Genomic DNA, 26,761 nt, shown 5'->3' with positions numbered 1-26,761 from the left:
GGCACCATCCGGGACTGGCGCTACTCGCCGCGCTGCATTCACGCAGTGTTCACTCGCGGCTCAGAAGCCGTCACCGACTTACGCGAACCTTCCGTGTCGCACAGTGCGATTCTAAGATCGCTCTGCTGACTTCTGAATGGACGCAGGCTACCCGCGATAGTGGCGGCTCCTTCGGCTTACCGGCCCAGAGTTGGCCCGTCGTGGCTCGGACTGGTTCGGCTCTGACGGGAAGCGCCGAGCTGACGTGCACGCTCGGCAAGCATGCGGGCGGTCTCACGCTTGGTTTCCTCGGATGCGCGAGTCTGCTTGATCCGCTCGACCGCCTCGGCGGGAGTGAGCTCGCGCAGCACCTCGGCCTCGGCGCAGGCGTGCCGTGCAGTGCGGGTCGCATCCTCGACCTGTCTGGCAGGTCGGGCGTTGACGTAGACACCGGGATTCTTCCTCACCGCGTCTTCCCCAAAGATGCGTGCATAGACGGCGATACTGGGCCAGGGGTTCGGCTCCAGCGCGGCATGCAACGCGTGCGCAGCCGTAGCCCGCTGCTGCTCGGCTTCGATCACGCGCGGGTCGGCCTCGATCCGGGGCCGGGTGACGCGCTCGACCCATGCAGCTTGGTTCTCGTTCCATCGGGGCGGTTCGCCCCAAGCCTTCGTGAGCTTCCGCTTCGCGCTGCGGGCTGTGCCTTGAGCGGTGTCGTGTTCGGCGATCGCGCGGCGCTTCTTGAACATCCCCGCAGCGCGCACCTTGTCGAGTGCCTTCTTCTCGGCGGTATCGGCGGCCTGCCAATCGGTGAGCGCTTCCGCAGCTTGTGCGGTCAGCGGTTCAGCAACCTCAGAGCGTACGAGTTCGACGTGTCGCTTCGCTTCGTCGTTCGTCTGGGCTGCCTGGTCGTGTTCGGTGCGCTGCCGCACGTACAAGTCGTCCAGGGCGTCGGATGCTTGCTGCCAGCGTGCCGCTCGCGTCTCGGCCTGCTCGGCGCGCCGGATGAGCGCCGCTATCTCAGTGGTGACGAGTTTCGCTGGGCCGTCGTCGACGAGACCTCGCACGGCTTCTGCTGCTTGCTGTGTGGCGTCGGTGAGTCCTCGGTCTGCGCGGTCGCGTTCGAGAGCGTCGATGAGCTGCTCCCGCGCCTCAGCCGTGCTGTCGGCGATGATGTGCAACTGGTTTCCGCCGGTGCCTCTGGTCATGCCGACATAGACCGCAGCTCCGCTCATGGCATCGGTGAGGATCGTGTGCGACTTCGGCACGGTGATGCCCTGCACCCCGTAGGCGGTCGAGGCATAGGCAAGGTGCGCGTGCTCGGCAACGTAGGCGGCGGGCAGCCGCACGGTGCGCTCGCGCTTCCGGTCGCCGCCCACCTCGATCGCCCACAGCACCCCGTCGTCGGCGACGTGCTGCACGACCCACAGTTGACGGTTCGCCACCCCCAGGCCGGTGTCGTTCTTCCGTGTCTGGATCACATCGCCCCGCCCGATGGGGAGGCCATCGCTGCCGATCGCGGTCGCCTGATCGTCAACGGCCCCGGCGCGTAGACGCTCGTCACGGATGCGCACGTTCAGCCGCGCAGCCTCGTCGTTCGTGGCGACCGTGACCGCCGCCCCGTCGCTCCGCTGCTGCGCGATGTACTCGTGCAAGTGCTCGGTGTCGGCGTGCAGGCGGATCAGCCCGAGCACGTTGAGTTGGTCGAAGATCGCGCCAGGGTCGTCACGGTCACGCAACCGCACCGACAGGTGCGCGTAGGCGGCATCGGTGAAGCGATGCACCTCGTTCATGTCTATGGTGCGACCCCGAATCTGCGCGGCCATATCGAGCACGCCCCCGCGACCGACTGCGGGGAGCTGCGCCCGGTCACCGACGAGCGCGAGGATCGCGCCCGCTTCGGCGGCAACGGTGAACAACGCCAGGGCGCTTTCCTGGTCGAGCATCCCCGCCTCATCCACCACAATCCGCTCACCTTCGCGGAGCCGTGCCGTCTCGGGTGGGCCGATGTAGGTACGGCCCGTCTCGGGGTCGAGGTCGCCGGGTGCGAGGCGCGTCCATACCCCGTCGGTGTTCCACCTGTAGCCGTGGGCGTGGATGAGCGCGGCCACCGAGTCCGCCGGGATGCCGAGGGTCTGGTGTGCGACGTCGGCGGCCTTCTTCGTCGGCGCAACCACCCGTACCGAACGTCCTTCCCGCTCGGCGGCGGTGATGGCGGTGGCGAGCATGGTCGTCTTCCCGCTACCGGCTGCCCCTTCCACGATCACCAGCGGATCAGTCGAGGCAAGGGCTACGGCCGCTGCGGTCTGCCCGGCGTCGAGGCCGGCGGCCTGCGCCAACTGGCGCACGTCCGGCACTGCCGGCTCGATCTTGGGTATGCGGGCGGCGAGGAGGTCGCGCAGTTCCGTTTCAGCCTGCATGACGCGCACGCTCGTCAAATGCGCCACATGCTCCAGCCGGGGCGCATCCGGTGGGAGGATCGAGAAGCAGTCCTCCAACGCCAACCGCGATGCGGCCGTGATGAAGTCGCGTATCTCGGTAGGGGTAGCACGGACGCCGTATTCGGTCATGATTCGGGTTGCGTGCTCGGTCACCGTGTGAGCCGTCCATGCGGAACTGGATGCGGCGCAACGGTCGAGCGTGCGAGATGCAACGTCCTGCACGCTCAGGTCATCCAATCGCACCGATGCGCGCGGTGCTGGCCGTTGCAGCGTTGCGGGGTCGTATCCGGCCTCGCGCAGTTCCCTCACCCATCCGGTTTCCTCGGTCAGGGTGGTGGGCTTCTTCGCGGGGCGTTCATGCGCCCACGCCTCCGCTCGGAGACGGGTGGCGACGACCGGCCCCATGCTCTCGCCTGGGTGCGCGTGATCCCATTCGGCTTCGAGGCGTTCGAGGTTCGTGCCTACTTGCTTGCCGCGCTTGCTCATCAGCGCGTTGAACGGCTGCAACTCGGTGACCTCGCCGGTGGCGGGGTCGAGAGTCAGGCCGTGCCGCTCCAACGTATCCGCGAGGCCGGGGCTGGCAGCGATCACGGCCGTGCCGAGAGCGCGGATCGTGCCCTGCTGCTTGAACAGTGCGGCGGTGAACAGGCCACGCCATTTCCCTGCCGCGAACACGCGTGAGCCGATCTGCATGTGAATGTGCCGGTGCGGATCACCCGCCCGACTCGTCCGGTGAGTGATCCCGACGACATGCATCTGCTCGACAGGTACGACCTCCTGCGCCCCCAATGACCCCACACGAGTCACCGAGTGCTGGGCGAGCCACCGCCGAATCTCCGCCAGGGCATCTTGCTGGGCGGCATCGAGCGCATCAGAGACCTCCGGGTGCAGCGCAGCGGCGATCGACAGCGACTTGGGCGTGTTGATGACCATTTCCATGAACCGGGGCGAGCCCTGCCGATCAGACCCCGCCCGGCGTGGCTTGCCCATCGACTCGCCCGTGAGCGGGTTCGTCCAGTCCACCCACCCTGCATACGCTTCGGGGTCAAGGGCAAGCTCAGCGGTCACCGCGCCCGATCCGTCGAGCGCCACGAACTGCGCGACGGTCGCTTCCGCGCCCAGGTAGTAGTCGTCAGCGCGGGAGCGATCGGCCTCGACATAGCGCAGTGCATCGGCCCCGGTGCCCCGGAACAGGATCACGCCGCCATGCATCTCGACCACCTTCAATCCGCCGCTTCGCTCAACTAGCGTATCAGCAACTACGGCACTTAGGATACGTTCATTCTGGTTTGAATGGTCAAGAGGGTGACGGGAGAACTCAGGATGCGCTCAGGCGATGGGAGTGATTCTGAAGCGAGGCGTTAGGTGATGATGGGGGCGAGTTTTCGGATGCCCTGGGCGATCTGGGCGGGGGTGGCTGCGCCGTAGGAGAAGCGCAGGAAGGGGGCGGGGGGTTCGTTGACGAAGAAGTGTCGCCCGTCTCCGACGAGCACCCCGGCAGCATAGGCGTCGCTGCTGATCTGGTGGGTGTCTGCTCCGTGAGGCAGTTTCGCCCAGAGGTGGATGCCCCCACCCGGGACGCCTTGAATGCGGACGCCGGGCAGGGTCTGCCTGATGGCTGCGGTGAGGGTGTCGCGGCGTTCGGCGAGTTCGATGCGGAGGCGTTTGAGGTGTCGCGCCCACACGTTCGAGGTGAGCAGGGTTAGGGCGATTTCTTGGACCATCGGTGCGACGCAGAGGTCGTCGCCGGTGCGGGAGGCGCGGAGCCGGTCACCGGCGGGGCCGCGTGCGATCACTGCCCCGATCCGGAGTCCGGGCGAGGCGGGTTTGGAGAGCGTGGTGATGGTGACGACGTGCCCGTTCGGGTCTTCGGTGATCAGCGGCGGCGGGGTGCGCCCGTCGATGCCGAGGTGTCTGGCCCAGTCGTCTTCGATGATGAACGCGCCGTGTTGGGCGGCGAGGTCGAGCACCTGCGTACGTCGTTCTCGACTGAGCACGGTGCCGGTCGGGTTGGCGTAGCTGGGTTGGAGGTAGATCACCCGCGCGCGGGTACGTTCCAGCTCATCGGCCAGCCGTTCGACGATGATCCCGTCTTTGTCGGCGGGCACGGACGCGATGGTCAGGCCCGCGCTTTGGGCGGCGAGGATCGCGCCGGGGTAGCTGGGGCTTTCGGTGATTACGGTCGCCCCCGGTTCGGCGAGGGTGCGCATGGTGAAGACCAGGCCCTGTTGCCCGCCGGAGACCACGAGCACGTCACCGGGATCGGCCCGGTATTCGGTCGCGAACACCCGGCGAAGCTCGGGGGAACCTGCCGGTGGGGTCATCATCCACGACCGGTTGCTTTTCGCGGCTCGGGAGCCGATGCGATGCATCTCGTCATTGGGCAGCAGCTCGGGGGCGAGGTATCCCCAGGACAGCGGAATGTGCTCGGGGGTGCCGTACCCACCCAGGCGCGACGCCCGCTCAGTGTCCACGCGGGCGGGGCCGAGCGCCTGCGACTGCCACGCGAAATCCGGTTCCGAGAGTTGCTCCCGCTCGGCGATGAATGTACCCCGGCCAGGTTCGGCCCGCACCAGGCCTAGGGCGGTGAGTTCTGACAGTGCGGCAGAGACGGTGGCGGCACTCGCTTGGAACTCTTTTGACAGTTCCCGCACTCCCGGCAGCTTCTCCCCGGCGGGCGCAGCTCTCACTCGCTCGCGCAGGCGTGCCGCAATCACTGACGCTCTGTTATCATTGGACATGAACCCAGTAGATAACGTTACTCATGATTTGGCAAGTCCGTTACCCCGGCATTCGCCGGGTCTCGCTGGCAGATTTGCTCAGGCTCTGGCGGTGCGGGCATGAGTCGGGTTACCGCTGTGCTGCGGGATGTGTCGGTCACCGCGATCGTCGCGGGGTTCCTCTCGGCGCTGATCAACTTCGCAGGGCCGTTCCTGATCGTTCTCGAAGCTACCCGAGCTGCTGGCCTCGATGAAGCGCAGACTGCCTCCTGGGTGTGGGCGCTGTCCATCGGCAATGGGGTGTGCAGCATCGTGCTGAGCCTGTTCACTCGTATCCCGGTCATCGTGGCCTGGTCGACGCCGGGAGCCGCCCTGCTGATCGCTTCCCTGGGTGGCTTCTCGTTCGCGGAGGCGGTCGGGGCGTTCCTTGTCGCATCGGTCGCCGCGGCCGTCGCAGGCTACACCGGCTGGTTCGGGTGGCTGCTCTCCAAAGTCCCCGGCCCCATGCTCCAGGCGCTGCTCGCGGGCATCCTGCTGCCCTTCGTCGTCACCGCAGCGGGAGCGTTCGCCAGCGCCCCGGTGATCGCCGGATGCATCGTGGTCACCTTCTTCCTCGGCAAACGCTTCTTCGACCGCTTCGCGGTCCTCGCCGCACTCGCCGCGGGCCTCATCGCGACCTGGGCTACGGGATCGTTCCAGGAGGTCGCGCCCTCGCTCACGCTGGGTGGCCCGGTGTTCACGATGCCCGTGTTCACGCCCGCCGCGCTCATCAGCGTCGCCCTGCCCTTGTTTATCGTCACGATGGCATCGCAGAACGCGCCCGGCCTGGCACTCCTGCACTCGCAGGGCTACCAGCCCAATGACCGGCTCTTGGTCGGCACCATCTCGACCGTCTCGGCGATGCTGGCCCCCTTCGGCGCGCACGGCATCAATCTGGGCGCGATTACCGCCGCAGTCGCCATCGGCCCGGAGTGCCACCCCGACCGCACCAAGCGGTACATCTCTGGTCTCTCGGGTGGCCTCGCCTATCTGCTGGTCGGTTCCTTCGGCGGCGTACTCGTTGCCGGGTTCCAAGCGATCCCCACAGAGACCGTTTCCGTCGTCGCTGCCGTCGCGCTCCTGGGCGCGGCGCTCACGGCGCTCACCGGCGCGATGAGCGGCAACACCCGCACCGGCCTCGCCGCGATCACCACCCTCGCCGTCACCATGTCAGGCGTCGTCATCCTCAGCGTCGGCTCCGCATTCTGGGGACTGATCGCGGGGGCCGCAGTCTACCTCGTGCTCACCCCGGCACGGGAAGCGTCTGGCCGCGCCAAGACGAGGCAGGAGGCCGACGTGACCGCGTGACACCGCTCCTGCCGCTCCCACTGAGGGGCGGCGTAACCCGCAAGTTCGCCCCGCAGCGCATCAATGCGTTGCTTTCATTTCAAGACGCAAGGACACATCAATGACTACCAAGATCGCCCCGACCATCCGCTTCCTGGCCCCTACCGACGAAAACGAGTGGCGCGCCCTCTTCCGCGCCTACCGGGAGTTCTACAAGCTCGAAGAATCCGAGGAAGTCGTCTCGCGCGCCTGGGGCTGGTTCATGGATCCCACCCACGAGTGCAAGGCCCTCGTCGCTGAGGCAGACGGCGAGATTCTGGGCTTCGCCCACCACCGCCGGTTCTCCTCGCCCTACACCGGCACCTCGCACATCTTCCTCGACGACCTGTTCACGACACCCGCAGCTCGCGGGCGCGGCGTCGGACGTTCACTCATCGGACGCTTGACCGACATGGCCGCAGCCGAGGGCCGCGCCGGGGTGCAGTGGATGACCGCAGAGGACAACCACCAGGCACAGGCGCTCTACAACACCCTCGCCACTCGAACCGCTTGGGTGACCTACGACGCCGAGCCGACCCCACGATGATGCCGCTCTATTTGCCAGTAGTTCCTCTCTGCCGACAAGTAGCGGCTTACGGCTCCGCAATTCGCTGATGCTGAACGTGCGAGAGAACAATGGTATCCAGCGCCGTTCGGACATTCACAAGCGGTCATAGTGAACCACGGGTTCCTTTCGACTGCGTGAGACTCGTGTTCGTCCGTGACGGCACGCTGATCCTTGACACCGGCCGCGCCAGACCCGCGTTCGCTACCCCCGGCGACACGGTGCTGGTCGCGGCCGGTGCGCCATTCGGATACCGCGCAGAGGCTGCGGTCATGACCACCACGCTCCTGATCGACACGGACTATCTCATCGAGCACTTGTTCTGGCGTTACCTCGACCTGATCCCCGACCGTGACGCCGCCCGAGAACTCGCCGTCAAGCTCTACCCCGACCCCATACAGCTTGTCCGTCTCGGAGAACAAGGTATCGAACGGCTCGCGCCGACCCTCGATGAACTCGGCACCCTGACAGAAACACACCAAGATGCAGCGGTCTACTTCCGCACCCATGCGCTGCTCCTGACGACGCTCGAGGTGATCGTCCCGCACCTTCGACACGCTCCAATCGAGATGCCCCTGCTGACAGCACGCGAACGCGCTACCCACGTCGCCTCTCCGCGATGGCGAGCATTCCGGCCCGTCCGCCAAGAGGCCGCGCAAGTAGCGGAACTCCTGCACCACAGACTTGCGGAACGATGGCGGGTCAAAGACCTCGCTGCGCATGCCTGCTTGTCATCCAGCCAGCTAAGACGAGTGTTCAAGGACTCCTTCGGAGTGTCACCGATGACGTACCTCTCGATCCTGCGTGCGCAGGAGATGGCACGTCTTATCCGCGAGACGAACGAGCCCATCGCCACCATCTCCACGCGCGTCGGCTGGGCACCCCAAGACGGGCAAGCATCAACGATCTTCCGCCGATACATGGGCACAAGCCCAAGCAACTACCGACGTCACGGCCCACCGAGCACATCCCCAGAGGGGCCAGGCATCGGAACCATACCGGCCAGAACTCATAACGCTGATTCTCGCAGCGGATGAGTCATCGCGAAGCGCAGTCTCCATGATGCAGATTCACCCTCAGCCCGCGCGCCCACGCCTGCCGGGCGGCAGCAGACCCTTGGAGCGGGCGCGGGCGACCCACCCCTGCGCGGTCGAGAGCGGCACCCGGCTGATCTCAGCCATGCGCGCAGTCGGGTTGGGTTCCCCGTCGTCGACGAGGCGGGTGTGTTGCAGGGCGACGACTTCGTAGAAGTCCGGGGTGCGCTTCGGGTTCCCCAACGGTTTCATGACCTCGGTTGAGCGGAGTATGCGGCCGGAGGGCATCGTGAGTGTGCCACCCTCGAACCGGGTCGTACCGGTGACGGCGAACTGGCGGCGGTTGATCGCCGCCTCGATCCGCGACGTGGGCAGGTTCCGGAGCATCGGGCTTGCCACCGGATCACCGGCCTGTTCGGGCAGGTACACGATCCCGGTGATCCGCACCTCACCCATCGGCTCCTGGAGCAGGACGTACTGGCGCTGCAACCGCAGCAGCACGCGCGTGGAGGACTGGACGTGCTGGATGAGGAACCAGCGCCCATCACGACCATCGTTATACCCGGTCAGGTCCCCATCCGGCCCCGGCGTCGGGTAGACCCGCCTGTCGTACCTGAGCGCCGCGTCGATGGCCACCGATTCGGCAGCAGAGGCGATCACGGGCGGATCGGGCATCACCCAGCCCGCTGGCAGGTCTTCGGGGACCAGCAGCGGAACATCCTCCACGTCTTGACTCATGCCTCCAGGGTAGTGGAACCTCTGATTCATCTCAAATAATGGCCATTACGCCAAGAGTGTGTTACCTTGATATGGCGTACCTGCTATCGCATGAGATTGAGGTGAGTGTTCTGACCCCAACCCCGACCCGTGAGCGCCGTTCCCGCGCGGCGCGGGGCTGGGGTGCGCACTCGTCGGGGTCGGGGTCGGGGAGTGATCCGAGGCAGCTCCGCCTCCGCACGATCCGCCGCTCGGAACCGGACGTGGGGAAGCTGGTCGAGTGGGTGCTGAACATCACCCAGGCCCGCTACGACGCCTACCGCAACGGACAGCCCGACCCCTACGGCCTCCCGGCTCCTCAGAATCTGAGCCTGATGTCAGATGCGCGGGGCAGAGTAGAGGAAGAACGAGAACCCGAACTGCGCCAACGAAGGAGCACCGCATGACCCCGAACATCGCTCCTACGCTCACGCCGCTTGGTGCCGTCGTCCTCGGAGTGGGTGACCGGCCGGTGCTGCTGGCTGTGTCCTACCTGCGCGTCTCGACCCGTGAGCAGGCCGAGCGCGGCGGCACCGAGGAAGGGTTCTCCATCCCCGCCCAACGCGAGGCTAATCACCGCAAGGCCGACGAACTCAGTGCGCGGATCGTCCGCGAGTTCGTGGACGCGGGCGAGTCTGCACGCTCCGCCGACCGCGACGGGTTGCAGGAGATGCTCGCATTCATCGCCGCGACACGGGTGCAGTTCTGCATCGTGCACAAGCTCGACCGCCTCGCCCGCAACCGCGCCGACGACGTCGCCATCCACCAAGCACTCATCGCTGCTGGTGTCACGCTCATATCCGCGACGGAGTCGATCGATCAGACGCCGTCGGGGATGCTCGTGCACGGCATCATGTCCTCCATCGCCGAGTTCTATAGCCGTAACCTCGCCACCGAAGTCACCAAGGGATTGACGCAGAAGGTCGCCCAGGGCGGCACGCCCATGCGCGCACCCATCGGCTACCTCAACGTGCGCCGCATCGACGACAACGGCCGCGAGATACGCACCGTCGAGGTCGATCCCGAACGCGCCCCGCTTATCACCTGGGCATTCGAGCACTACGCGACCGGGGAAACCTCCGTCACCGGTCTCCTGCGGGAGCTGACAGCACGGGGGCTGCTGACGGTGCCGACACCGAAGCGCCCCTCGAAGCCGCTCGGGAAGAACACGCTCTACAAGCTGCTGACGAACCCGTACTACGCGGGCGTGATCCGCTACAAGGGCGCACTGCACCCCGGCGCGCACGACCCGATCGTGGAACCGGAACTGTTCGACAAAGTGCAATCGCTACTCCGGGCGCGGACGGCGAAGATGACCCGGCACGTTCAGCACGCCCACCACCTCAAAGGACTGTTGCACTGCGGCACCTGCGGGTCCCGCATGCTGCTCGACTTCGCCACCAATCCACGCGGCACCACCTACGCCTACTTCATCTGCTCCGGCCGCGCCGCCAAGAAGACCACTTGCACCAGACGCGCTGTCCCCGTCGCAGTCGCCGAACGCCTCGTGGCGGACTCGTACGCCTCGATCACGATCGGCGACGCCACCTATCAACGGCTCGCGGCTGACGTGGATGCGGCGTTCGATAAGCGCAACGCGGGCCAGGATCAGGAAGTTGCTGACTTGACCGCGAACCGGGCACGCCTGGAGGCAGAGTCCGACAAACTCCTCGCCGCGCATTTCGCCGACGCCATCGACCTCGACACCCTCAAGCGGCATCAAGACCGCATCCGCACCGGCCTCGCCGACATCAACCGTCGCCTCGCCGAGCACAGCGAACATCACACCGGCGGGCGCGCGTTCCTCCACGACAGCCTGCGGCTCCTCACCGACGCGCACCGCGCCTACGCCCACTCTGGCGACGCCGGCCGGCGGCTCGCGAATCAGGCGTTCTACACACGCTTGGACATCACCGACGACGAACAACTCCGGCCACACCTCGCGGAGCCGTTCGCGACGATCTTCCGCGAAGCCCACGACACCGGCGACGAAGGCAAGGAAGCCAAACGGGAACACGCCACCTCTACCGATGTCGCGTGTTCCCGTAAGACACTTTGGGTGGATCTGAGGGGATTCGAACCCCTGACCCCCTGCATGCCATGCAGGTGCGCTACCAACTGCGCCACAGACCCGTTGAAGTCGGAGGAATGCTCCCCCGACAACTCCTCTACTCTACACCGGCCGGGCCCTCGAAGTCCAAATCGACGACCCGAACCGCTTCCCCCGCGCGTGTCACGGCCCGGGGCGCGGGCGCATCAGCCGGAAGACGGCTACGATCGATCGTCGAACGCGGAGTCGGGAGCCGCGGCTTCGAGCATCGGAGCCAGGTCGACGACCGGGCAGTCGCTCCACAGCTTCTCGAGCTGGTAGAAGCCCCGCTCCTCCTGATGGAAGACGTGCACGACGATATCGCCGAAGTCGAGCAGCACCCAACGGCCGCTCTCGCGGCCCTCGCGGCGCAGCGTGCGCACGCCGGCCGCATTCAGGGCTTCTTCGATCGCATCGGAGATCGCCTGCACATTGCGTTCGACGGAACCGGTGAGGATGAGGAAGGCATCGGCGAAGCCGAACTGCTCACCGACCTCCAGCGCCACCGGTGCTGTCGCACCCTTGTCATCCGCGGCGCGCACTGCCAGTTCGAGGTGTGCGAGCACTTCACGCATCTGGTCTACCTGAGTGTCCAGTGTCGTTCCCATTCCTGTATATCGAGATCGGTGTTGAAAGCGGTTCAGCCCGAGAACATGCCGCTCGTCGCACCCCAGACGCCGAGGCCGACGATGACGACGAGCAGACCGCCGCCCGAGATGCCGAGCACCAGAGGCAGCTTGCTCTTCTCCTTGGTCGGCTTCGCGACGACCGGCATGCCGGAGGGCATGCGCGCGCTCACCGCGTGCTTCGCGGAGACCGGGGTGGGGCCTGCTTCGGTGGTCTGAGCGGTTTCGCCGGCTTCGGGCATGCTGATCGGCTGCATCTGCAGCGAATCGTGGATCGACGAGTGGCCGCCGGTCTCGCCGAGCGAGCGCGGCAGTTCGATCGACCCGGTGATGTAGAGCTCGCCGGTCGCTCCGAGCGGGCCGGTGAGACCGCCGGTGTCATCGGGCATCGAGGGCAGGATCAGCGCCGACGTGTTCGACGAACCGGTGGCACCCTCCTGGGCCACGGCACGCGAGATCAGATCGTCGAAATCGCCCTTCTCGCTCGCCCCCTGGCCGCCGACGGTGCGCGATGCCGGGTCGTCGAAGACCGAGCGCCACTCCTCGGGAGGCTGGATGTCGGGGAACGAGTACTTCTGCGACTCCGATGCCTGCACGGGCTCCGGCGTCTCGGAGACGGGCGCGGGCTTCGGCTGAGCGCCCCCGCGTCGCGGACCGGGAACCGGCAGCACGTCTTCGGGTTCGGAAGCGGGCTCTACGGGCGCCGCCTCGGCTTCGGGCTGCTCCTCGGGAGACACCGCTGCGTCGGCCTCGGGCTCGCTCGTTTCGGCGGCCACCTCCGCAGAGTCGCTCGGCTCGGCGGCCTCGGTCTTGCTGCGGCCCCAGGGGAACCGGCGCTTCGGCTTCACCGGCTCGGCGACAGCCTCGACCTCGGGCTCGGCATCCGGGCCCGAGGGGAGATCGGCCTCGGGAGCCTCGAACGTCTCGGGGGCCTCATCGACGTCCGCCCCATCGACAGCGTCGGTGAAGATGTCGGCGGCCTCATTGCTCGGACCTCGCTCGGCTTCGCGCAGATCTTCCACCGAGAAGGGAGCCGTCGGCGGCGCCATCAGCGAGTCGAAGTCGAGCGCCGACGTCTCGGGCGCATCGGAAGCATTCTTGGAGGTCTCGAAGATGCCGCCGAGAATCGCGTTCTCCGTATCCTCGCCCGTGATCGCTGCGTCGGGCTCGACACCGACTTCCTCGGCCTCGACGCCCTCGGGTTCGACCGGCTCTGCCGCCTCGGGTTCGACCGGTTCTGGTTCTGCCGCGTCTGCACCGGGCTCGGCGGATGCCTGGGGCTCTGCAGCGGCCTCAGGCCCGGTAGCGGGGTCGGCACCAGAGGAGGCGTCGCCCGAATCGGCCTGTTCCGCGAGGGCGGCCTCGCGCAATTGCCGCATCTCGCGTCGGCTGCGCGGCGTACCATCCTCGTTGAACGGCGAGATCTCGATCGACCCGTTGGCTTCGGGGGCGGGTGCGGCGCTTTCGGCTGCTGCCACGGGCTCCTTCGCCTGCTGCAGCGCCTCTGAAAGGTCGAGCGCGCCCGTCTCCGCGAGTTCGCGCAGTCTGCGCTCCCGTCGGGTCATCGGGGGCTGGTCGTCGTGCTCACTCATCTTTCGTCACTTCCTCAGTGCTGTACAGGCCGTGCTTCGCAATGTATTGAACGACGCCATCGGGCACCAGGTACCACACCGGATATCCTCGAGCTACCCGCGCCCGGCAATCCGTTGACGAGATCGCAAGAGCGGGAACCTCCAACAAGCTTACGTGTTCGCCTGACAAACCCGAAAGCGAGAGCTCGTGCCCGGGCCGTGAGACGGCGATGAAATGAGCCATCTCCCAGAGTCGGTCGACGTCTTTCCAGCTGAAGATCTGTTCGACTGCGTCGGCGCCCGAGATGAAGAACAGCTCGGCGTCGGGCATCTGCTTGCGCAGATCGAGCAGCGTGTCGACCGTGTAGGTCGAGCCTTCGCGATCGACATCCACCCGACTCACCGTGAAACGGGGGTTTGATGCGGTCGCGATGACCGTCATCAGGTAGCGATGCTCGCTCTCCGAGACATTCGTCTTCTGCCAGGGGCGACCCGTCGGCACGAAGACGACCTCGTCGAGGTCGAAGCTCTGCGCGACTTCGCTCGCCGCGACGAGGTGGCCATGATGGATCGGATCGAAGGTGCCGCCCATCACCCCCACGCGCCGCTTGCCGCTCACCGGGGGTTACTCGTGCTTGCCGTCAGTGCCGTGCGGATCGGTGACGCCGTGGTCGCGGGCGTAGGCCGCGGCCTTGGCCGCGTGGCGGTTCGCCACGTCGTGGAACGAGAAGGTGACGATGGCGAGCACCACGAAGATCGAGAAGACGATGATGCCGTAGGCGATCGCCGGAATGGGAAGCTCGTTGACGACATGCGCGGCGCCCTCGGCTGCTGCGAACGTGGCGAGAAGTGACATTGAAACCCCTGTCATCACAAGTGAAACGGAATCGACCTTGACAGTCTACCGGTTCGGGCTATCGGATCTGACCCGAACCGCGCACGAGCCATTTCGTGCTCGTGAGCTCGGATAGGCCCATCGGGCCTCGCGCGTGGAGCTTCTGCGTGGAAATACCGACTTCTGCACCGAAACCGAACTCCCCGCCGTCGGTGAAGCGCGTCGACGCGTTCACCATCACCACTGCCGAATCGACTTCGGCGAGGAAGCGCTCGGCGTTCGCGTAATCCTCGGTCACGATCGCCTCAGTGTGACGGGTCGAATAGCGTTCGATGTGGGCGAGCGCCTCATCGAGCGAGTCGACGATGCGCACGCCCATCTCGAGGGCGAGGTGCTCGGTCGCCCAGGTCTCGTCGTCGGCGGCGGCGATACCCGCGGCAGTCGCGCGAGCCGTATCGTCGCCGCTCAGGTCGACGCCGGCCTCGATCAGCTCACCCGCGAGGCGGGGCAGCAGCCGTTCGACGGCGTCGCGATGCACCAGCAGGGTCTCAGCGGCGTTGCAGACGCTCGGGCGGTGCGTCTTCGCATTCTTGACGATGGAAGCGGCCATCTCCTCATCGGCGGTGGCGTCGACGAACACGTGCACGATACCCGAACCGGTCTCGATGACGGGCACCGTCGATTCGTTGACGACGGTCGAGATCAACCCGGCGCTCCCCCGCGGGATCAGCACGTCGACGTAGCCGCGCGCCCGCATGAGGCGACCGGCGCCCTCGCGGCCGAACTCGTCGATGGTCTGCACCGCGTCGCCGTCGAGCCCGGTGCTCGAGATCGCGGCCTGGATGATGCCGACGAGCGCGCGGTTCGAGTTCTCGGCGGCGCTGCCGCCGCGCAGCACGACGCCGTTGCCGCTCTTCAGCGCGAGCGCCGCGATATCGACCGTCACATTGGGTCGGGCCTCGTAGATCGCGCCGATCACGCCGAACGGCACTCGCACCTGGGTGATGGCGATGCCGTTGGCGAGCGTACTGCCGCGCACGATCTGGCCGACCGGGTCGGGCAGGGCGATCACGTCGCGCACGGCAGCGGCCAGTGCGCGCAGGCGCGGCTCGTCGAGGCGCAGACGGTCGAGCAGGCCCTCGCCGATGCCGTTCTCGCGCCCCGCTGCGAGGTCGAGAGCGTTCGCCTCGACGACCTCGGCGATGCTGCCCTCGAGGGACCGGGCGATGGCCTCGAGCGCCGCATTCTTCTGCAGCGTCGTGACGGTCGCGAGCTGCTTGGCGGCACCGCGGGCGAGCTCGAGCTTGGCGAGGAAGGGATCGGCGTGAGTCATACCCTCCAGACTACTGTCTCGCAGGCGCCCCATCGAAGCGGGTGCCGTAGTCTTCGCCCGCGATCACCCGGGCGAAGAGCTTCGTCTCGGTGAGCAGCACCGAAGCGCCCGCATCGGCGGCGAGCCGCGCGGCCGCGACCTTGGTCATGGCGCCGCCGGTGCCCCAGCCCGACTGCGCTTCGCCGATCTCGATGCCCTCGAGGCGGTCGCCGTAGGGCACGTGGGGAATGCGCTTCGCGCCGGCCATCGCAGGCGGCGCGGTGTACAGCGAGTCGACGTCCGAGAGCAGCACGAGTCGGTCTGCGGACACGAGGCGAGCGACGAGCGCCGCCAGCCGGTCGTTGTCGCCGAAACGGATCTCGTGGGTCGCCACCGTGTCGTTCTCGTTGATGATCGGCAGCGTGCCGAGCTGCAGCAGACGCTCGAGCGCCCGCTTCGCATTGCCCCGGTGCGTCGGGTTCTCCATGTCGTGCGCGGTCAGCAGCACCTGCCCGGCGATGATATCGTGCGCGCTGAGCGCGCGCTGGTACCGGTTCACGAGGATGTTCTGACCGACGGCCGCAGCGGCCTGCTGCGTCGCGAGGTCATCGGGGCGTTCGGCGAGCTCGAGGAAGGGCACGCCGGTGGCGATCGCGCCGCTCGAGACGAGGATCACCTCGACGCCCGCCTGGTGCAGCTTCGCCAATGAGTCGACGAGCGCCGGAATCTGCGACGCGTTCTCGCCGCTGACCGATGACGAGCCGACCTTGACGACGATCCGATCGGCGGAGAGCAGATCAGACCGGCTCACGATTCCTCGCTCCAGAGCCCGGCCTCTCGCTCGCGCTCCAGCTCGGCGCGGGCCTCGGCCTTCGCATCCATACGGTCGCGGTACTCGGTGCGCCGCTCCTTGTTGGTGCGGCGATCGGAGGCATCGATGCGGGCATCCGTGCCGCGCGCGCCGATCTGCACCTCTGCGGCGCTCGTCAGCGTGGGCTCCCAATCGAAGACGACTCCCGACCCCGGGCCGATCACGACGGTCGAGCCCGACACCGCGCCTGCCTTGATGAGGGCGGAGTCGATGCCGATCTTCTGCAGCCGGTCGGCGAGGTAGCCGACCGCTTCGTCGTTCTGGAAGTCGGTCTGCTCGACCCAGCGTTCGGGCTTCTCCCCGAGCACGCGGTAGAGGGTGCCGTAGGTGCCGCCCTCGGTGAGCACGCGGAAACCGCTCTCGTTGACAGCGCGCGGCTTCAGCACGATGCGTTCGGGCTCGCGCTCCTCGGCTGCGCGCACCGCGCGCGCTTCATCGACCAGCGCGCCGAGCGCAAATCCGAGCTCGCGCAGACCGCTGTGCGACACGGTGGAGATCTCGAACACCCGGTACCCCTGGGCCTCGAGCTCGGGCCGCACGAACTCCGCGAGCTCGCGCGCCTCGGGCACGTCGACCTTGTTGAGGGCGACCAGCTGCGGGCGTCCGAGCAGCGGAACCTGCCCCTCGGGCACCGGATAGGCGGCCAGCTCGGCCTTGATGACCTCGAGGTCCGAGACCGGGTCGCGGCCGGGCTCGAGCGTCGCGCAGTCGAGCACGTGCAGCAGGGCGCTGCAGCGCTCGACGTGACGGAGGAAGTCGAGTCCGAGGCCCTTGCCGTCGCTCGCGCCTTCGATGAGGCCGGGCACATCGGCGATCGTGTACCGCGATTCGCCCGACTGCACGACTCCGAGGTTCGGGTGCAGCGTCGTGAACGGGTAGTCGGCGATCTTCGGCTTGGCCGCGCTCATCGCCGCGATGAGGCTCGATTTGCCGGCCGAGGGGTAGCCGACGAGCGCGACGTCGGCGATCGATTTCAGTTCGAGCGTGACGCGCGCCTGCTTGCCCGAGGTACCGAGCAGAGCGAAGCCCGGCGCCTTGCGCTTGGGGCTCGCGAGGGCATGGTTGCCGAGGCCGCCGAGGCCGCCCTGCGCCGCGAGGTGGCGCATGCCGGCCTCCGCGAGGTCGGCGATGATCTCGCCCGCCTCGTCCTTGACCACGGTGCCGACCGGCACCGGCACTACGAGTTCGGCGCCGTTCGTGCCCGAGCGGTAGTCGCCCGCGCCGTACCCGCCGTTCTCGGCGTTCAGATGCGGTCGGCGATGGTATTCGAGCAGCGTGGTGACCTGGGGGTCGGCGAGGATGACGATGTCGCCGCCGTGCCCACCGGCGCCGCCGTCGGGGCCCGCGAGGGGCTTGAACTTCTCGCGGCGCACCGAGACGCAGCCGTCTCCGCCGCGACCCGCCTGGAGACGCAGCTGCACACGATCGACGAATGTCACCATGCCCGTTTTCCTTCCCTAGATACGGCAAAAGGCGAGCCGAAGCCCGCCTCGCCGTAGTCGCCCGCTCTTAGGCAGCGGCTACGATGTTGACGACCTTGCGGCCGCCCTTCGCGCCGAATGCGACCTCGCCCGCGGCAAGCGCGAACAGCGTGTCGTCCTTACCACGGCCGACGTTGACGCCGGGGTGGAACTTGGTGCCGCGCTGACGAACGATGATCTCGCCGGCGTTGACCTGCTGGCCGCCGAAGCGCTTCACACCGAGGTACTGGGGGTTCGAGTCGCGTCCGTTCTTGCTGGAACCGACGCCCTTCTTGGATGCCATGAGTCTGTGTGCTCCTTATTGTCTTCGCGAAGGCGAATTACTTGATGCCGGTGACCTTGAGGCGGGTCAGATCCTGACGGTGACCCTGACGGCTCTTGTAACCGGTCTTGTTCTTGTACTTCTGGATCACGATCTTCGGGCCGCGGAGGTCGTTGAGGACCTCGGCGGTGACCTTCACCTTGGCGAGAGCCGCGGCATCGGTGGTCACCGTGTCGCCGTCGACGAGCAGCACTGCGGGCAGCTCGAGCTTGCCGTCAGCGTCACCTGCCACACGATTCACGGTGATGATCGAGCCGACCTCGACCTTCTCCTGTCGGCCGCTTGCGCGCACTACTGCGTAAACCACTTGTCACCCATTCCTTGAGGATCGTCATCATGTCGAAGCCTGTGTACCGGCTTCGAAGTCTGCGTTTCACCACCCGGAAGGAGTGGCACCAACGCTCAATAATATCTCACAGACCCAAATCCGGTCAAATACGGCCCCGCGTGTTTCGCAGGATCGTGTCGCACCGGATGCGGGCGCGCTACTCGCCTCCGGTCGCGGAGCGCCGCGAGGTCTCTTCGAGCGCCTGCGCGAGCGCCTGCTTCGCCTCGATGGCGGCAGCGGATTCGCGGGCCGCGGCAGAGCGCTCCGCACCGCCGCGGCTGCCGGCGAGACGGCGGGCGCGCGAACGGCCCGTGCCTGCCGCCGGCGATTCAGGCAGCGCGTCGAGCAGCGAGTTCAGCAGATCGTCGGGCGACGCCGAAGCCGAAGCGCTCGCGTGCTGACGACCGGTACTCTGCGCGCCGGATGCGTCGGCCGCGGCCCGATCGCCGGCGCGCGACGGCTGCGCGCCCCCGTGCGCTTCGGCGACGTGGTCGTCCTCACCGTGCGGCTTGCCACCGCTCAGCGTCGACGCCGCCACCTGGGCGAGCATATTCTTCGCGCCGTCGGTGATGGCGTGCGCCTGCGGATTGTGGTTCTGCTGGGGCTGCGGCTGCTGATTCTGCTGCTGCCCCTTGCCGCGGCGCGAACCGCGCGACGACTGCTCGCTGCGATGCTTCGTCACCGGCTCGTGATGCACGATGATGCCGCGGCCGGCGCACACCTCGCAGGGGTCGCTGAACGACTCGAGCAGCCCGAGGCCGAGCTTCTTGCGCGTCATCTGCACGAGCCCGAGCGAGGTGACCTCGGCGACCTGATGCTTGGTGCGGTCGCGGCTGAGGCACTCGACGAGACGGCGCAGCACGAGATCGCGGTTCGACTCGAGCACCATGTCGATGAAGTCGATCACGATGATGCCGCCGATGTCGCGCAGCCGCAGCTGGCGCACGATCTCCTCGGCCGCCTCGAGGTTGTTCTTGGTGACCGTCTCTTCGAGATTGCCCCCCGAACCGACGAACTTGCCCGTGTTCACGTCGACGACGGTCATCGCTTCGGTGCGGTCGATGACGAGCGAGCCGCCCGACGGCAGCCAGACCTTGCGGTCGAGCGCCTTCGCGATCTGCTCGGTCACCCGGTACTCGACGAACACGTCGCGCTCGCCCTCGTACCGTTCGACGCGCTGCATGAGGTCGGGCGCGACCTGCATGAGGTAGTGCTCGATCGTGCCGTAGGTCTCGGCGCCCGAGATCACCAGGCGATGGAAGTCCTCGTTGAAGACGTCGCGGATGATCTTGATGAGCATGTCGGGCTCCGAGTGCAGCAGTGCCGGCCCGCCGCCCTTCTCGGTGCGCTTCTGGATCGACTCCCACTGGCGCGCCAGCCGCTGCACGTCGTGCGTCAGCTGGTCCTCGCTCGCACCTTCGGCCGCCGTGCGCACGATCACGCCGGCGCCCTCGGGCAGCACGGCCTTCAGAATCTTCTTGAGGCGCGCGCGCTCGGTGTCGGGGAGCTTGCGCGAGATGCCGTTCATGGCACCGCCCGGCACGTAGACGAGGAAGCGGCCCGGCAGCGAGATCTGGCTCGTGAGGCGCGCGCCCTTGTGCCCGACCGGATCCTTCGTGACCTGCACGAGCACCTGGTCGCCGGGCTTCAGCGCGTTCTCGATCTTGCGCGCCGAGTTCGATCCCTCGAACTCCGACCAGTCGACCTCGCCCGAGTAGAGCACGGCGTTGCGGCCGCGTCCGATATCGACGAAAGCGGCCTCCATGCTCGGCAGCACGTTCTGCACGCGACCGAGGTAGACGTTGCCGATGAGCGAGTTCTCGCTCGAGCGTGCGACGTAGTGCTCGACGAGCACCTTGTCCTCGAGCACGCCGATCTGTACGCGGTCGGCGGTCGTGCGTACGACCATCTCGCGGTCGACGGCCTCGCGGCGTGCGAGGAACTCGGATTCGGTGATGACCATACGGCGACGGCCCGCATCGCGGCCGTCGCGACGGCGCTGCTTCTTCGCCTCGAGCCGCGTCGAGCCCTTCACCCGCTGCGGCTCGCTGATGACCGGGGCCTGGCGCGGGGCGCGGCGCGGCGCGTCGTCCTCTGCGACAGACTCTCCCCCGCGCTGCCTGCGGCGGCGCGACGAAGCGCCCGCCCGATCGCGGTCGTCCTCTTCGTGCGCTTGGCTGCGCGCATCGCGCGTGTCGCGCGGCTCGTGGCGCTCCTGGCGATCGAACTGGCGGTCGAGCATGTCGTCGAGCCGGGTGAGATCGCTGCGGCGCGGCCGCGGCTGGATCGGGGGCACATCGGGGGCGATGAAGATGAGCTTGGTCGTCGCGCGGAAGCGCTCCTCCGGGGTCATCTCGGCCCAGGTCGGGGCGGTCGGGGTCTCCGGAGCGCTCTGCTCGGTCGACTCGGTGCTTTCGGCGACCGACTCGGTCTCTGCTTCAGCGACCGACGCCTCGGACTCGGGCTGCTCGGCGGTCTCTGCCCGTACGCCCGCGGCTTCGACCCGCTCCTCGTTCTCTCCGTTCACGACCGGGGTCTCCCCCGCTGCTGCAGCTGCTTCGCTTTGCGTATCCTTCACCATTACTCGGTGGTCTCCTTTATGACCCGCAGCGCCAGGCGCAGTGCGGGAACTCTATGGTGCGGTGGAACACCGCGAAATTCTGGTGTGTCCGCGGGCGTATACGACACCCGCACTCGGCCGTTCTCGGGCCGGTGAACGCTTCGCAGCATTCAAAAGACTGTGCGTGCGACCCGCCTCGTCGGCATGTCGCGCGTAGTTCATTATGACACGCCCCGCCCGAGATCTTCCAGAACGCGCCCCGCCACGACGCGACGCGCGACCGGCGGTCCTTTCGCAGTCGGATCACACCCCTCGGCGAGTAGGATCGCCCGTATGAGTGACTCACGCGCACGCTCCCGCCCGACGGCCTTCGCGCTCTTCACCGTCATCGCCGGTGCGATCGGCTGGTTCGCCTCGTTCGAGCTGCTCACCGAATACATCCGCACGCTCCAGAATCCCGACTACATTCCGAACTGCTCGGTGAGCGTGCTCGTCACCTGCGGCCCGAACATGGGCTCGTGGCAGGGATCGCTCTTCGGCTTCAGCAACCCGATCATCGGGGTCTCGGCCTTCGTCGTCCCCGTTCTCGTGGGCGTCGCACTGCTCGCAGGCGTACGCTTCCCCCGGTGGTTCTGGATCGGCTACCGGCTGGGCCTCGCGGCGGGATTCGCCTTCATCTGCTGGCTCTCGTACCAGAGCGTCTTCGTGCTCGGCACGCTCTGCCCGTGGTGCATGATCGTGTGGCTCGTCATGATCCCGCTGTTCTGGATCACGATGCTGCTGCCGCCGTCGAAGTGGGAGGCCGGCCCGGCGCGTCGCGGGTCGCTCGAGAAACTGCATTCATGGTCGTGGGTCTTCGTCGTCGCGACCTACCTCGTCATCGCGTTCGCCGCCCAGGTGCGCCTCGACTGGCTCGCGGAGTTCGCACGGGCCTGACCCGGAGCCGCCTCTGCGCTCATGCGGGCCGCCTGGTGAGGCGCGCCCACAGCGCATCGACCTGCGCGATCGTGTCGGCCCGGGTGCGCGACGTGTCGATGACGACATCGGCCAGGCGCCTGCGCGCCTCGTCGCCCGCCTGGTTCGCGATACGCCCCCGGGCCTCGCTCTCGGTCATGCCGCGCAGCTCGATCATGCGTTGCACGCGCTGCTCTTCGGGAGCATCGGCGACGACGACGAGGTCGTAGTCGCGCGTCTTCCCGGTCTCGGCGAGCAGCGGGATCTCGTAGACGACGATGACGTCGGGGTCGCACCGCTCGACTTCGGCGAGGCGCTCGTCGAGCAGGCGCTGCACCTCGGGGTGCACGATCGCGTTCAGATCCGCGAGCGCCGAGGCGTCGCCGAACACGATACCGCCGAGCTTCGCGCGGTCGAGTTCGCCGCCCGTCGCGATCACCTCGGGGCCGAATCGTTCGATGACCCGGGCGAGGCCGGGTGTCGCCGGGGCCACGGCGTCACGGGAGAGCCGATCGGCGTCGATGCGCACCGCGCCGAGCTGGGCGAAGCGGTCGCCGATGGTCGATTTGCCGGCGGCGATTCCGCCGGTGAGCGCGATCAACTGCATACGCGATAGATTACCGCGCGCGCAGCGGGCCTCCTTTAGTCTGGTGGCATGCTCGAGATCCTGACCGGCCTCGCCCTCGCATCGGCTGCGGGGCTCAATGCGTACATCCCCATGCTCGGCATCGGGCTGCTCTCGCGCTTCACCGATATCGTGCAGCTGCCCGACGGCTGGCTGTGGCTCGAGAACTGGTGGTCGCTCGGCATCGTCGCGGCGCTGCTGCTCGTCGAGGTGCTCGTCGACAAGTTCCCGGCGCTCGATTCGGTGAACGATGTGATCCAGACGGTCGTGCGGCCCGCATCGGGCGGCATCGTGTTCGCCGCGGGTTCGGCGAGTCAGACGGTCGCCGTCGCCGACCCCGAGAGCTTCGTCACCTCCGCGCACTTCTGGCCGTTCGTGCTCGGCATCGTGATCGCGCTCGTGCCGCACGTGCTGAAGGCAGCAGCGCGCCCGGTCATCAACTTCGTCACGGCGGGGGCCGGGGCGGCGGTGATGAGCACCCTCGAAGACATCGGCGCCGTCGTGCTCACGCTGCTCGCGGTCATCGTGCCGGTGCTGGCGGTGGTCTTCCTCGCGCTCGTACTCGTGCTGCTCGTGCGCCGACTGCGTCGGGGCCTCGCCGTTCGCCGTGCGAAGCGCGCTGCGAGCGCCACTGCCTAGTCCCCCGGTGCGCACGCATTCCCCCGGTGCGCGCCGCACGCGCACCGCATGCACGCCGAAGGCCCGGCCTCCGAACGGAGACCGGGCCTTCGTGTGCGACTGGAGTCGTCAGCAGAGGGTTAGTTGCCCTCGAGCTGCGCCTTCAGAGCGGCGAGCGCCTCGTCGTCGGCGAGAGCGCCGCCCGAGTTCGAATCGCTCGAGAAGCTCGACGAGGGGGCGTCGGCCTGAGCCTGAGCCTGCTCGACGATCGCGGTCGCGACCTGCTTCTTGTGGGCTTCCCAACGCTCCTGGGCAGCAGCGTACTCCTGCTCCCACTTCTCGCGCTGGCTCTCGAAGCCTTCCTTCCACTCCTGGGTCTCCGGATCGAAGCCCTCGGGGTACTTGTACTCGCCGTTCTCGTCGTACTCGGTGGTCATACCGTAGAGAGCCGGGTCGAACTCGGTGCCCTCGGGGTCGATGCCCTCGTTGGCCTGCTTGAGGCTGAGCGAGATGCGGCGACGCTCGAGATCGATGTCGATGATCTTGACGAAGACCTGCTGGTTCGCCTGCACGACCTGCTCGGCGAGCTCGACGTGCTGATCCGACAGCTCCGAGATGTGCACGAGGCCCTCGATGCCGTCCGCGACGCGCACGAATGCGCCGAAGGGAACGAGCTTCGTGACCTGGCCCGGGGCGATCTGGCCGATCGCGTGGGTGCGGGCGAAGACCTGCCAGGGATCCTCCTGCGTCGCCTTCAGCGACAGCGAGACGCGCTCGCGATCGAGCTCGACCGACAGCACCTCGACGGTGACCTCCTGGCCGACCTCGACGACGTCGGAGGCGTGCTCGATGTGCTTCCACGAGAGCTCGGAGACGTGCACGAGGCCGTCCACGCCGCCCAGGTCGACGAATGCGCCGAAGTTGACGATCGACGAGATGACGCCCTTGCGCACCTGGCCGGGCTTGAGCTCGGCCAGGAACGACGAGCGGGTCGCCGACTGGGTCTCCTCGAGCAGCGCGCGGCGCGAGAGGACGACGTTGTTGCGGTTCTTGTCGAGCTCGAGGATCTTCGCCTCGATCTCCTGACCCAGGTACGGGGTCAGGTCGCGCACGCGGCGCAGCTCGATGAGCGATGCGGGGAGGAAGCCGCGGAGTCCGATGTCAACGATCAGGCCGCCCTTGACGACCTCGATGACGGTGCCGGTGACGACGCCCTCGTTCTCCTTGATCTTCTCCACGTCGCCCCAGGCGCGCTCGTACTGAGCACGCTTCTTCGACAGGATCAGGCGACCTTCCTTGTCCTCCTTCTGGAGCACGAGCGCCTCGACGGGATCGCCGACCTGAACGACCTCATCGGGGTTCACGTCGTGCTTGATGGACAGCTCGCGCGAGGGGATGACACCCTCGGTCTTGTAACCGACGTCGAGGAGCACCTCGTCGCGGTCGATCTTCACTACGGTGCCTTCGATGAGGTCGCCGTCGTTGAAGAACTTCAGGGTCGATTCGACCGCTGCAAGGAAGTCGTCGGCAGAGCCGATGTCGTTGATAGCGACCTGCTTGCTCGTGGTCGTTGCGTTCGTCATGAAATTGGTCTCCAGAATGGACAGGATATTCGGGCGGGAGCGCACCGGAACTGCTCGGCCGCGATGCGATCGCGGCCGCCGGGCCCACCCGCGCGTGGACATGGTTGAGTCGCCACAAAAGTGACACTCCAGTCTAACCCGCCGATCCACGCAGAAACAAGCGGCGACACGCCCGGGGTTCGCCGCGCCGCCGAGCTAGGCTGGCCGGGTGCCTCCCCGCTCCCCGCTGCCACAGCGCCACGGCCTCGATGCCGCCTGGCTGCGCACCGCGAACCGTGTGCACGGCGAACCTCCGCCGTTCGACACGATGGGCGCCTGGCTGCGCAGCCGCATCCCCGCGGAGGTCGATGTCGCCGCGATGCTCGACGCGCGTGCCTTCGTGTACGAGGACGGCTCGGTCGTCGGCTCCGGGGATCGCTACCGCCCGCACACCTTCGTGTGGTTCCATCGCGAGCTGCGCGACGAGGCCGAGGTGCCCGGCAGCATCGATATCGTGCACCGCGACGATCGCATCGTCGTCATCGACAAACCGCCGTTCCTGTCCTCGATCCCGCGCGGACGGCACGTCTCGCAGAGCGTCGTCGTCAAGCTGCGCGACCGGCTGCAGCTGCCCGAGCTCACCCCGGCGCACCGTCTCGACCGCGTCACCTCGGGCCTGCTGCTGCTCACCGTCGAACGCCGGTGGCGCGGCGCCTACCAGTCGCTCTTCCAGGAGCAGACCGTGCACAAGGTGTACCGGGCGGTCGCCCCGATCGGCCCCGCGCTCGAGCTTCCGCTGACCGTGGAGAACCACATCGCGAAGCAGCACGGCGTGATGCAGGCCGAAGTCGTGCCCGGCGCCCCGGTCAACGCCCGCACCCTCGTCGAGCTCGAGGTCGACCTCGGCGACGGCACCGGCGTCTACCGGCTCACGCCCGCTACCGGTCGCACCCACCAGCTGCGCCTGCACATGAACGGACTCGGCGTACCGATCGTGAACGACCCGCACTACCCGGTGTCGCGCGGGGTCGATATCGACGACTTCGCGCATCCGCTGCAGCTGCTCGCCAGCGAGCTATCGTTCACGGACCCCGTCGACGGGTCGGACCGGCGCTTCACGTCGCGGCGATCCCTGCCGATCACCTGACCGTCGCCCCGCTGCGGCGGCGAGCCCCGCTCTGCACGAGAGCCGCCGCTCCGAACACCAGCGCCGCCCCGCAGGCCGCGCAGAAGATCAGCAGGCGGATGTTGGCTTCGATCGTCGCGTCGCCCCAGGTCATCAGGTCGACGTACCCAGCCTCCCGCTCCCCCAGCACCGCGTTCACCAGTCGGCCGATCACCAGCGCGCAGATTCCGAAGAGCAGCACGACCGCTGCGGTCACGCCGAGAGCAGGCAGCGGCAGGTAGCGGATGGTCAGCGCGACCAGCCAGATCGGCACGGCGCCGATCGCGACGAGCGGCAGCACCGGCCACACCCACAGTTCGAGCCGCCCGAGGGCGACGAACACGATGAGCAGGAACACGACGAGCGCCGCCGTGTCGATCACGAGCGCGAGAACGGTGGTATGCCGCCCGAGACCGCCCGGCAGTTCGAGCAGCGTGAGCCAGATCGGCGTGAAGACGAGCAGCAGCCCGAACAGCACCCCCGACACCGCGATCACGAGCCACGGCCCTGCCGCGAACTGCAGCCAGACCACGAGCAGCAGCACTACGAGACACGCCGTGGCACTCGCGAGGGCCGACCAGCCCGGTCGCGGTACGGGCAGCAGCGGCAGAGTGGTGAGCGAGAACGCGAGACCCACGGCCGGCAGCACGATCCAGAACCAGCTCAGGGTGTGCTGCACGGACAGGTTGACGATGAAGCAGGTGAGGATCGCGCCGGCCCAGGTGAGCAGCGTCGTCCAGAGGATCGCACGGCGCCAGCCACGGTAGTTGCGGGCGTCGCGCTTGTCGGCTCGACCCTCGTGGTCCTCGCTGGCGCTGATCAGCTCCTGACCGCTGACGCCGAGTTCGGTGGCGAGCGCCTGCACCAGAGACGCTTCTATGATTGTCAAGTCGTAGAACCGGCAGAATGTAGGGCATTGAGCGTCCGGTAGAAGTGCCTACCGAGGTAGCGTTTGAGACAGCGCCGGATCTCGCGCTTGCTA

General features: G+C 67.4%; 23 protein-coding genes, 1 tRNA gene and 1 pseudogene. 8 read left to right on the top strand and 17 right to left on the bottom strand.

Annotated elements, in window-relative coordinates; translation table 11 throughout:
- Positions 1-176: 176 nt before the first annotated feature.
- On the bottom strand, positions 177-3,632 hold the full coding sequence (gene mobF / locus ACUYTF_RS11255; protein ID WP_449279861.1) for a MobF family relaxase: 3,456 nt from the start codon (positions 3,630-3,632) through the stop codon (positions 177-179).
- A 149-nt stretch (positions 3,633-3,781) separates the two neighbouring features.
- The gene (locus ACUYTF_RS11250; protein ID WP_428931815.1) at positions 3,782-5,161 is read right to left on the bottom strand and encodes an aminotransferase-like domain-containing protein; all 1,380 of its coding nucleotides are present in this window, start codon (positions 5,159-5,161) and stop codon (positions 3,782-3,784) included.
- A gap of 99 nt (positions 5,162-5,260) precedes the next feature.
- Between ACUYTF_RS11250 and ACUYTF_RS11245 the strand changes: the two genes are divergently transcribed.
- The 3 genes from ACUYTF_RS11245 to ACUYTF_RS11235 all read left to right on the top strand — a co-directional run bounded on the left by ACUYTF_RS11245 (position 5,261) and on the right by ACUYTF_RS11235 (position 8,107).
- Positions 5,261-6,487, top strand: a complete 1,227-nt coding sequence (locus tag ACUYTF_RS11245) for a benzoate/H(+) symporter BenE family transporter (RefSeq protein ID WP_428931814.1) — start codon at positions 5,261-5,263, stop codon at positions 6,485-6,487.
- A gap of 100 nt (positions 6,488-6,587) precedes the next feature.
- Complete coding sequence (locus ACUYTF_RS11240; protein ID WP_428931813.1) at positions 6,588-7,052, top strand: GNAT family N-acetyltransferase; 465 nt, start codon at positions 6,588-6,590, stop codon at positions 7,050-7,052.
- A 290-nt stretch (positions 7,053-7,342) separates the two neighbouring features.
- Positions 7,343-8,107, top strand: a complete 765-nt coding sequence (locus tag ACUYTF_RS11235; RefSeq protein WP_449279845.1) for a helix-turn-helix transcriptional regulator — start codon at positions 7,343-7,345, stop codon at positions 8,105-8,107.
- Positions 8,108-8,146: 39 nt separating this feature from the next.
- Here the strand turns inward: ACUYTF_RS11235 and ACUYTF_RS11230 are convergent, their stop codons facing one another.
- The gene (locus ACUYTF_RS11230) at positions 8,147-8,842 is read right to left on the bottom strand and encodes a hypothetical protein (RefSeq protein ID WP_441873443.1); all 696 of its coding nucleotides are present in this window, start codon (positions 8,840-8,842) and stop codon (positions 8,147-8,149) included.
- A 242-nt stretch (positions 8,843-9,084) separates the two neighbouring features.
- Here ACUYTF_RS11230 and ACUYTF_RS11225 point away from each other — a divergent pair, with 242 nt between their 5' ends.
- Both ACUYTF_RS11225 and ACUYTF_RS11220 read left to right on the top strand, forming a co-directional pair.
- Positions 9,085-9,267 (top strand): hypothetical protein, encoded by a 183-nt coding sequence (locus tag ACUYTF_RS11225; protein WP_449279844.1) that lies wholly within the window; start codon positions 9,085-9,087, stop codon positions 9,265-9,267.
- Positions 9,264-10,316 (top strand): annotated as a pseudogene (locus ACUYTF_RS11220) (recombinase family protein); the annotation flags it as partial. The gene ACUYTF_RS11225 and the pseudogene ACUYTF_RS11220, both read left to right, overlap by 4 nt.
- Before the next feature lie 604 nt (positions 10,317-10,920).
- On the opposite strand, the gene ACUYTF_RS11215 reads toward ACUYTF_RS11220, so the two are convergent.
- From ACUYTF_RS11215 to ACUYTF_RS11165, 11 genes are all read right to left on the bottom strand, one after another.
- A tRNA-Ala gene (locus ACUYTF_RS11215) sits at positions 10,921-10,993 on the bottom strand.
- 138 nt (positions 10,994-11,131) lie between these two features.
- Complete coding sequence (gene rsfS / locus ACUYTF_RS11210; RefSeq protein ID WP_434143232.1) at positions 11,132-11,524, bottom strand: ribosome silencing factor; 393 nt, start codon at positions 11,522-11,524, stop codon at positions 11,132-11,134.
- Between the two features lie 65 nt (positions 11,525-11,589).
- Entirely contained in the window at positions 11,590-13,167 is a 1,578-nt protein-coding gene (locus ACUYTF_RS11205) for a hypothetical protein (RefSeq protein ID WP_434143230.1), read from the bottom strand.
- Complete coding sequence (nadD, locus tag ACUYTF_RS11200) at positions 13,160-13,765, bottom strand: nicotinate-nucleotide adenylyltransferase (RefSeq protein WP_434143229.1); 606 nt, start codon at positions 13,763-13,765, stop codon at positions 13,160-13,162. The genes ACUYTF_RS11205 and nadD overlap by 8 nt, the downstream gene beginning before the upstream one ends.
- Before the next feature lie 6 nt (positions 13,766-13,771).
- Positions 13,772-14,002: a hypothetical protein gene (locus tag ACUYTF_RS11195; RefSeq protein WP_434143228.1), complete on the bottom strand. Its 231-nt coding sequence runs from the start codon at positions 14,000-14,002 to the stop codon at positions 13,772-13,774.
- A gap of 58 nt (positions 14,003-14,060) precedes the next feature.
- Positions 14,061-15,314, bottom strand: coding sequence for a glutamate-5-semialdehyde dehydrogenase (locus tag ACUYTF_RS11190; protein ID WP_434143226.1), 1,254 nt, complete (start codon positions 15,312-15,314; stop codon positions 14,061-14,063).
- Positions 15,315-15,324: 10 nt separating this feature from the next.
- On the bottom strand, positions 15,325-16,119 hold the full coding sequence (gene proB / locus ACUYTF_RS11185; RefSeq protein ID WP_434143612.1) for a glutamate 5-kinase: 795 nt from the start codon (positions 16,117-16,119) through the stop codon (positions 15,325-15,327).
- Positions 16,101-17,606, bottom strand: coding sequence for a GTPase ObgE (obgE, locus tag ACUYTF_RS11180; protein WP_434143224.1), 1,506 nt, complete (start codon positions 17,604-17,606; stop codon positions 16,101-16,103). The genes proB and obgE overlap by 19 nt, the downstream gene beginning before the upstream one ends.
- Positions 17,607-17,673: 67 nt before the next feature.
- The gene (rpmA, locus tag ACUYTF_RS11175; protein WP_434143222.1) at positions 17,674-17,928 is read right to left on the bottom strand and encodes a 50S ribosomal protein L27; all 255 of its coding nucleotides are present in this window, start codon (positions 17,926-17,928) and stop codon (positions 17,674-17,676) included.
- Between the two features lie 37 nt (positions 17,929-17,965).
- Positions 17,966-18,274: a 50S ribosomal protein L21 gene (gene rplU / locus ACUYTF_RS11170; protein ID WP_434143221.1), complete on the bottom strand. Its 309-nt coding sequence runs from the start codon at positions 18,272-18,274 to the stop codon at positions 17,966-17,968.
- A 178-nt stretch (positions 18,275-18,452) separates the two neighbouring features.
- Positions 18,453-20,876: an Rne/Rng family ribonuclease gene (locus ACUYTF_RS11165; protein ID WP_434143220.1), complete on the bottom strand. Its 2,424-nt coding sequence runs from the start codon at positions 20,874-20,876 to the stop codon at positions 18,453-18,455.
- A 312-nt stretch (positions 20,877-21,188) separates the two neighbouring features.
- Between ACUYTF_RS11165 and ACUYTF_RS11160 the strand changes: the two genes are divergently transcribed.
- On the top strand, positions 21,189-21,791 hold the full coding sequence (locus tag ACUYTF_RS11160; RefSeq protein ID WP_434143219.1) for a vitamin K epoxide reductase family protein: 603 nt from the start codon (positions 21,189-21,191) through the stop codon (positions 21,789-21,791).
- Between the two features lie 19 nt (positions 21,792-21,810).
- On the opposite strand, the gene coaE is transcribed toward ACUYTF_RS11160, so the two are convergent.
- Positions 21,811-22,416, bottom strand: coding sequence for a dephospho-CoA kinase (gene coaE / locus ACUYTF_RS11155; protein ID WP_434143218.1), 606 nt, complete (start codon positions 22,414-22,416; stop codon positions 21,811-21,813).
- A 48-nt stretch (positions 22,417-22,464) separates the two neighbouring features.
- Here coaE and ACUYTF_RS11150 point away from each other — a divergent pair, with 48 nt between their 5' ends.
- Entirely contained in the window at positions 22,465-23,073 is a 609-nt protein-coding gene (locus ACUYTF_RS11150; protein ID WP_449279843.1) for a DUF4126 domain-containing protein, read from the top strand.
- A gap of 119 nt (positions 23,074-23,192) precedes the next feature.
- Here ACUYTF_RS11150 and rpsA read toward each other — a convergent pair whose 3' ends face one another.
- A complete protein-coding gene (gene rpsA, locus ACUYTF_RS11145; protein WP_434143216.1) occupies positions 23,193-24,635 on the bottom strand; it encodes a 30S ribosomal protein S1 in 1,443 nt (480 codons plus the stop codon).
- 208 nt (positions 24,636-24,843) lie between these two features.
- Between rpsA and ACUYTF_RS11140 the strand changes: the two genes are divergently transcribed.
- Positions 24,844-25,761: a pseudouridine synthase gene (locus ACUYTF_RS11140; protein WP_434143215.1), complete on the top strand. Its 918-nt coding sequence runs from the start codon at positions 24,844-24,846 to the stop codon at positions 25,759-25,761.
- Here ACUYTF_RS11140 and ACUYTF_RS11135 read toward each other — a convergent pair.
- The gene (locus ACUYTF_RS11135) at positions 25,754-26,644 is read right to left on the bottom strand and encodes a hypothetical protein (protein ID WP_449279842.1); all 891 of its coding nucleotides are present in this window, start codon (positions 26,642-26,644) and stop codon (positions 25,754-25,756) included. The genes ACUYTF_RS11140 and ACUYTF_RS11135 overlap by 8 nt on opposite strands.
- Positions 26,645-26,761: the final 117 nt, after the last annotated feature.

The sequence above is a fragment of the Leucobacter sp. GX0328 genome (assembly GCF_053567315.1).
The sequence above is the reverse complement of the archived record's forward strand: the minus strand, read 5'-3'. Positions and strand labels throughout refer to the sequence as shown.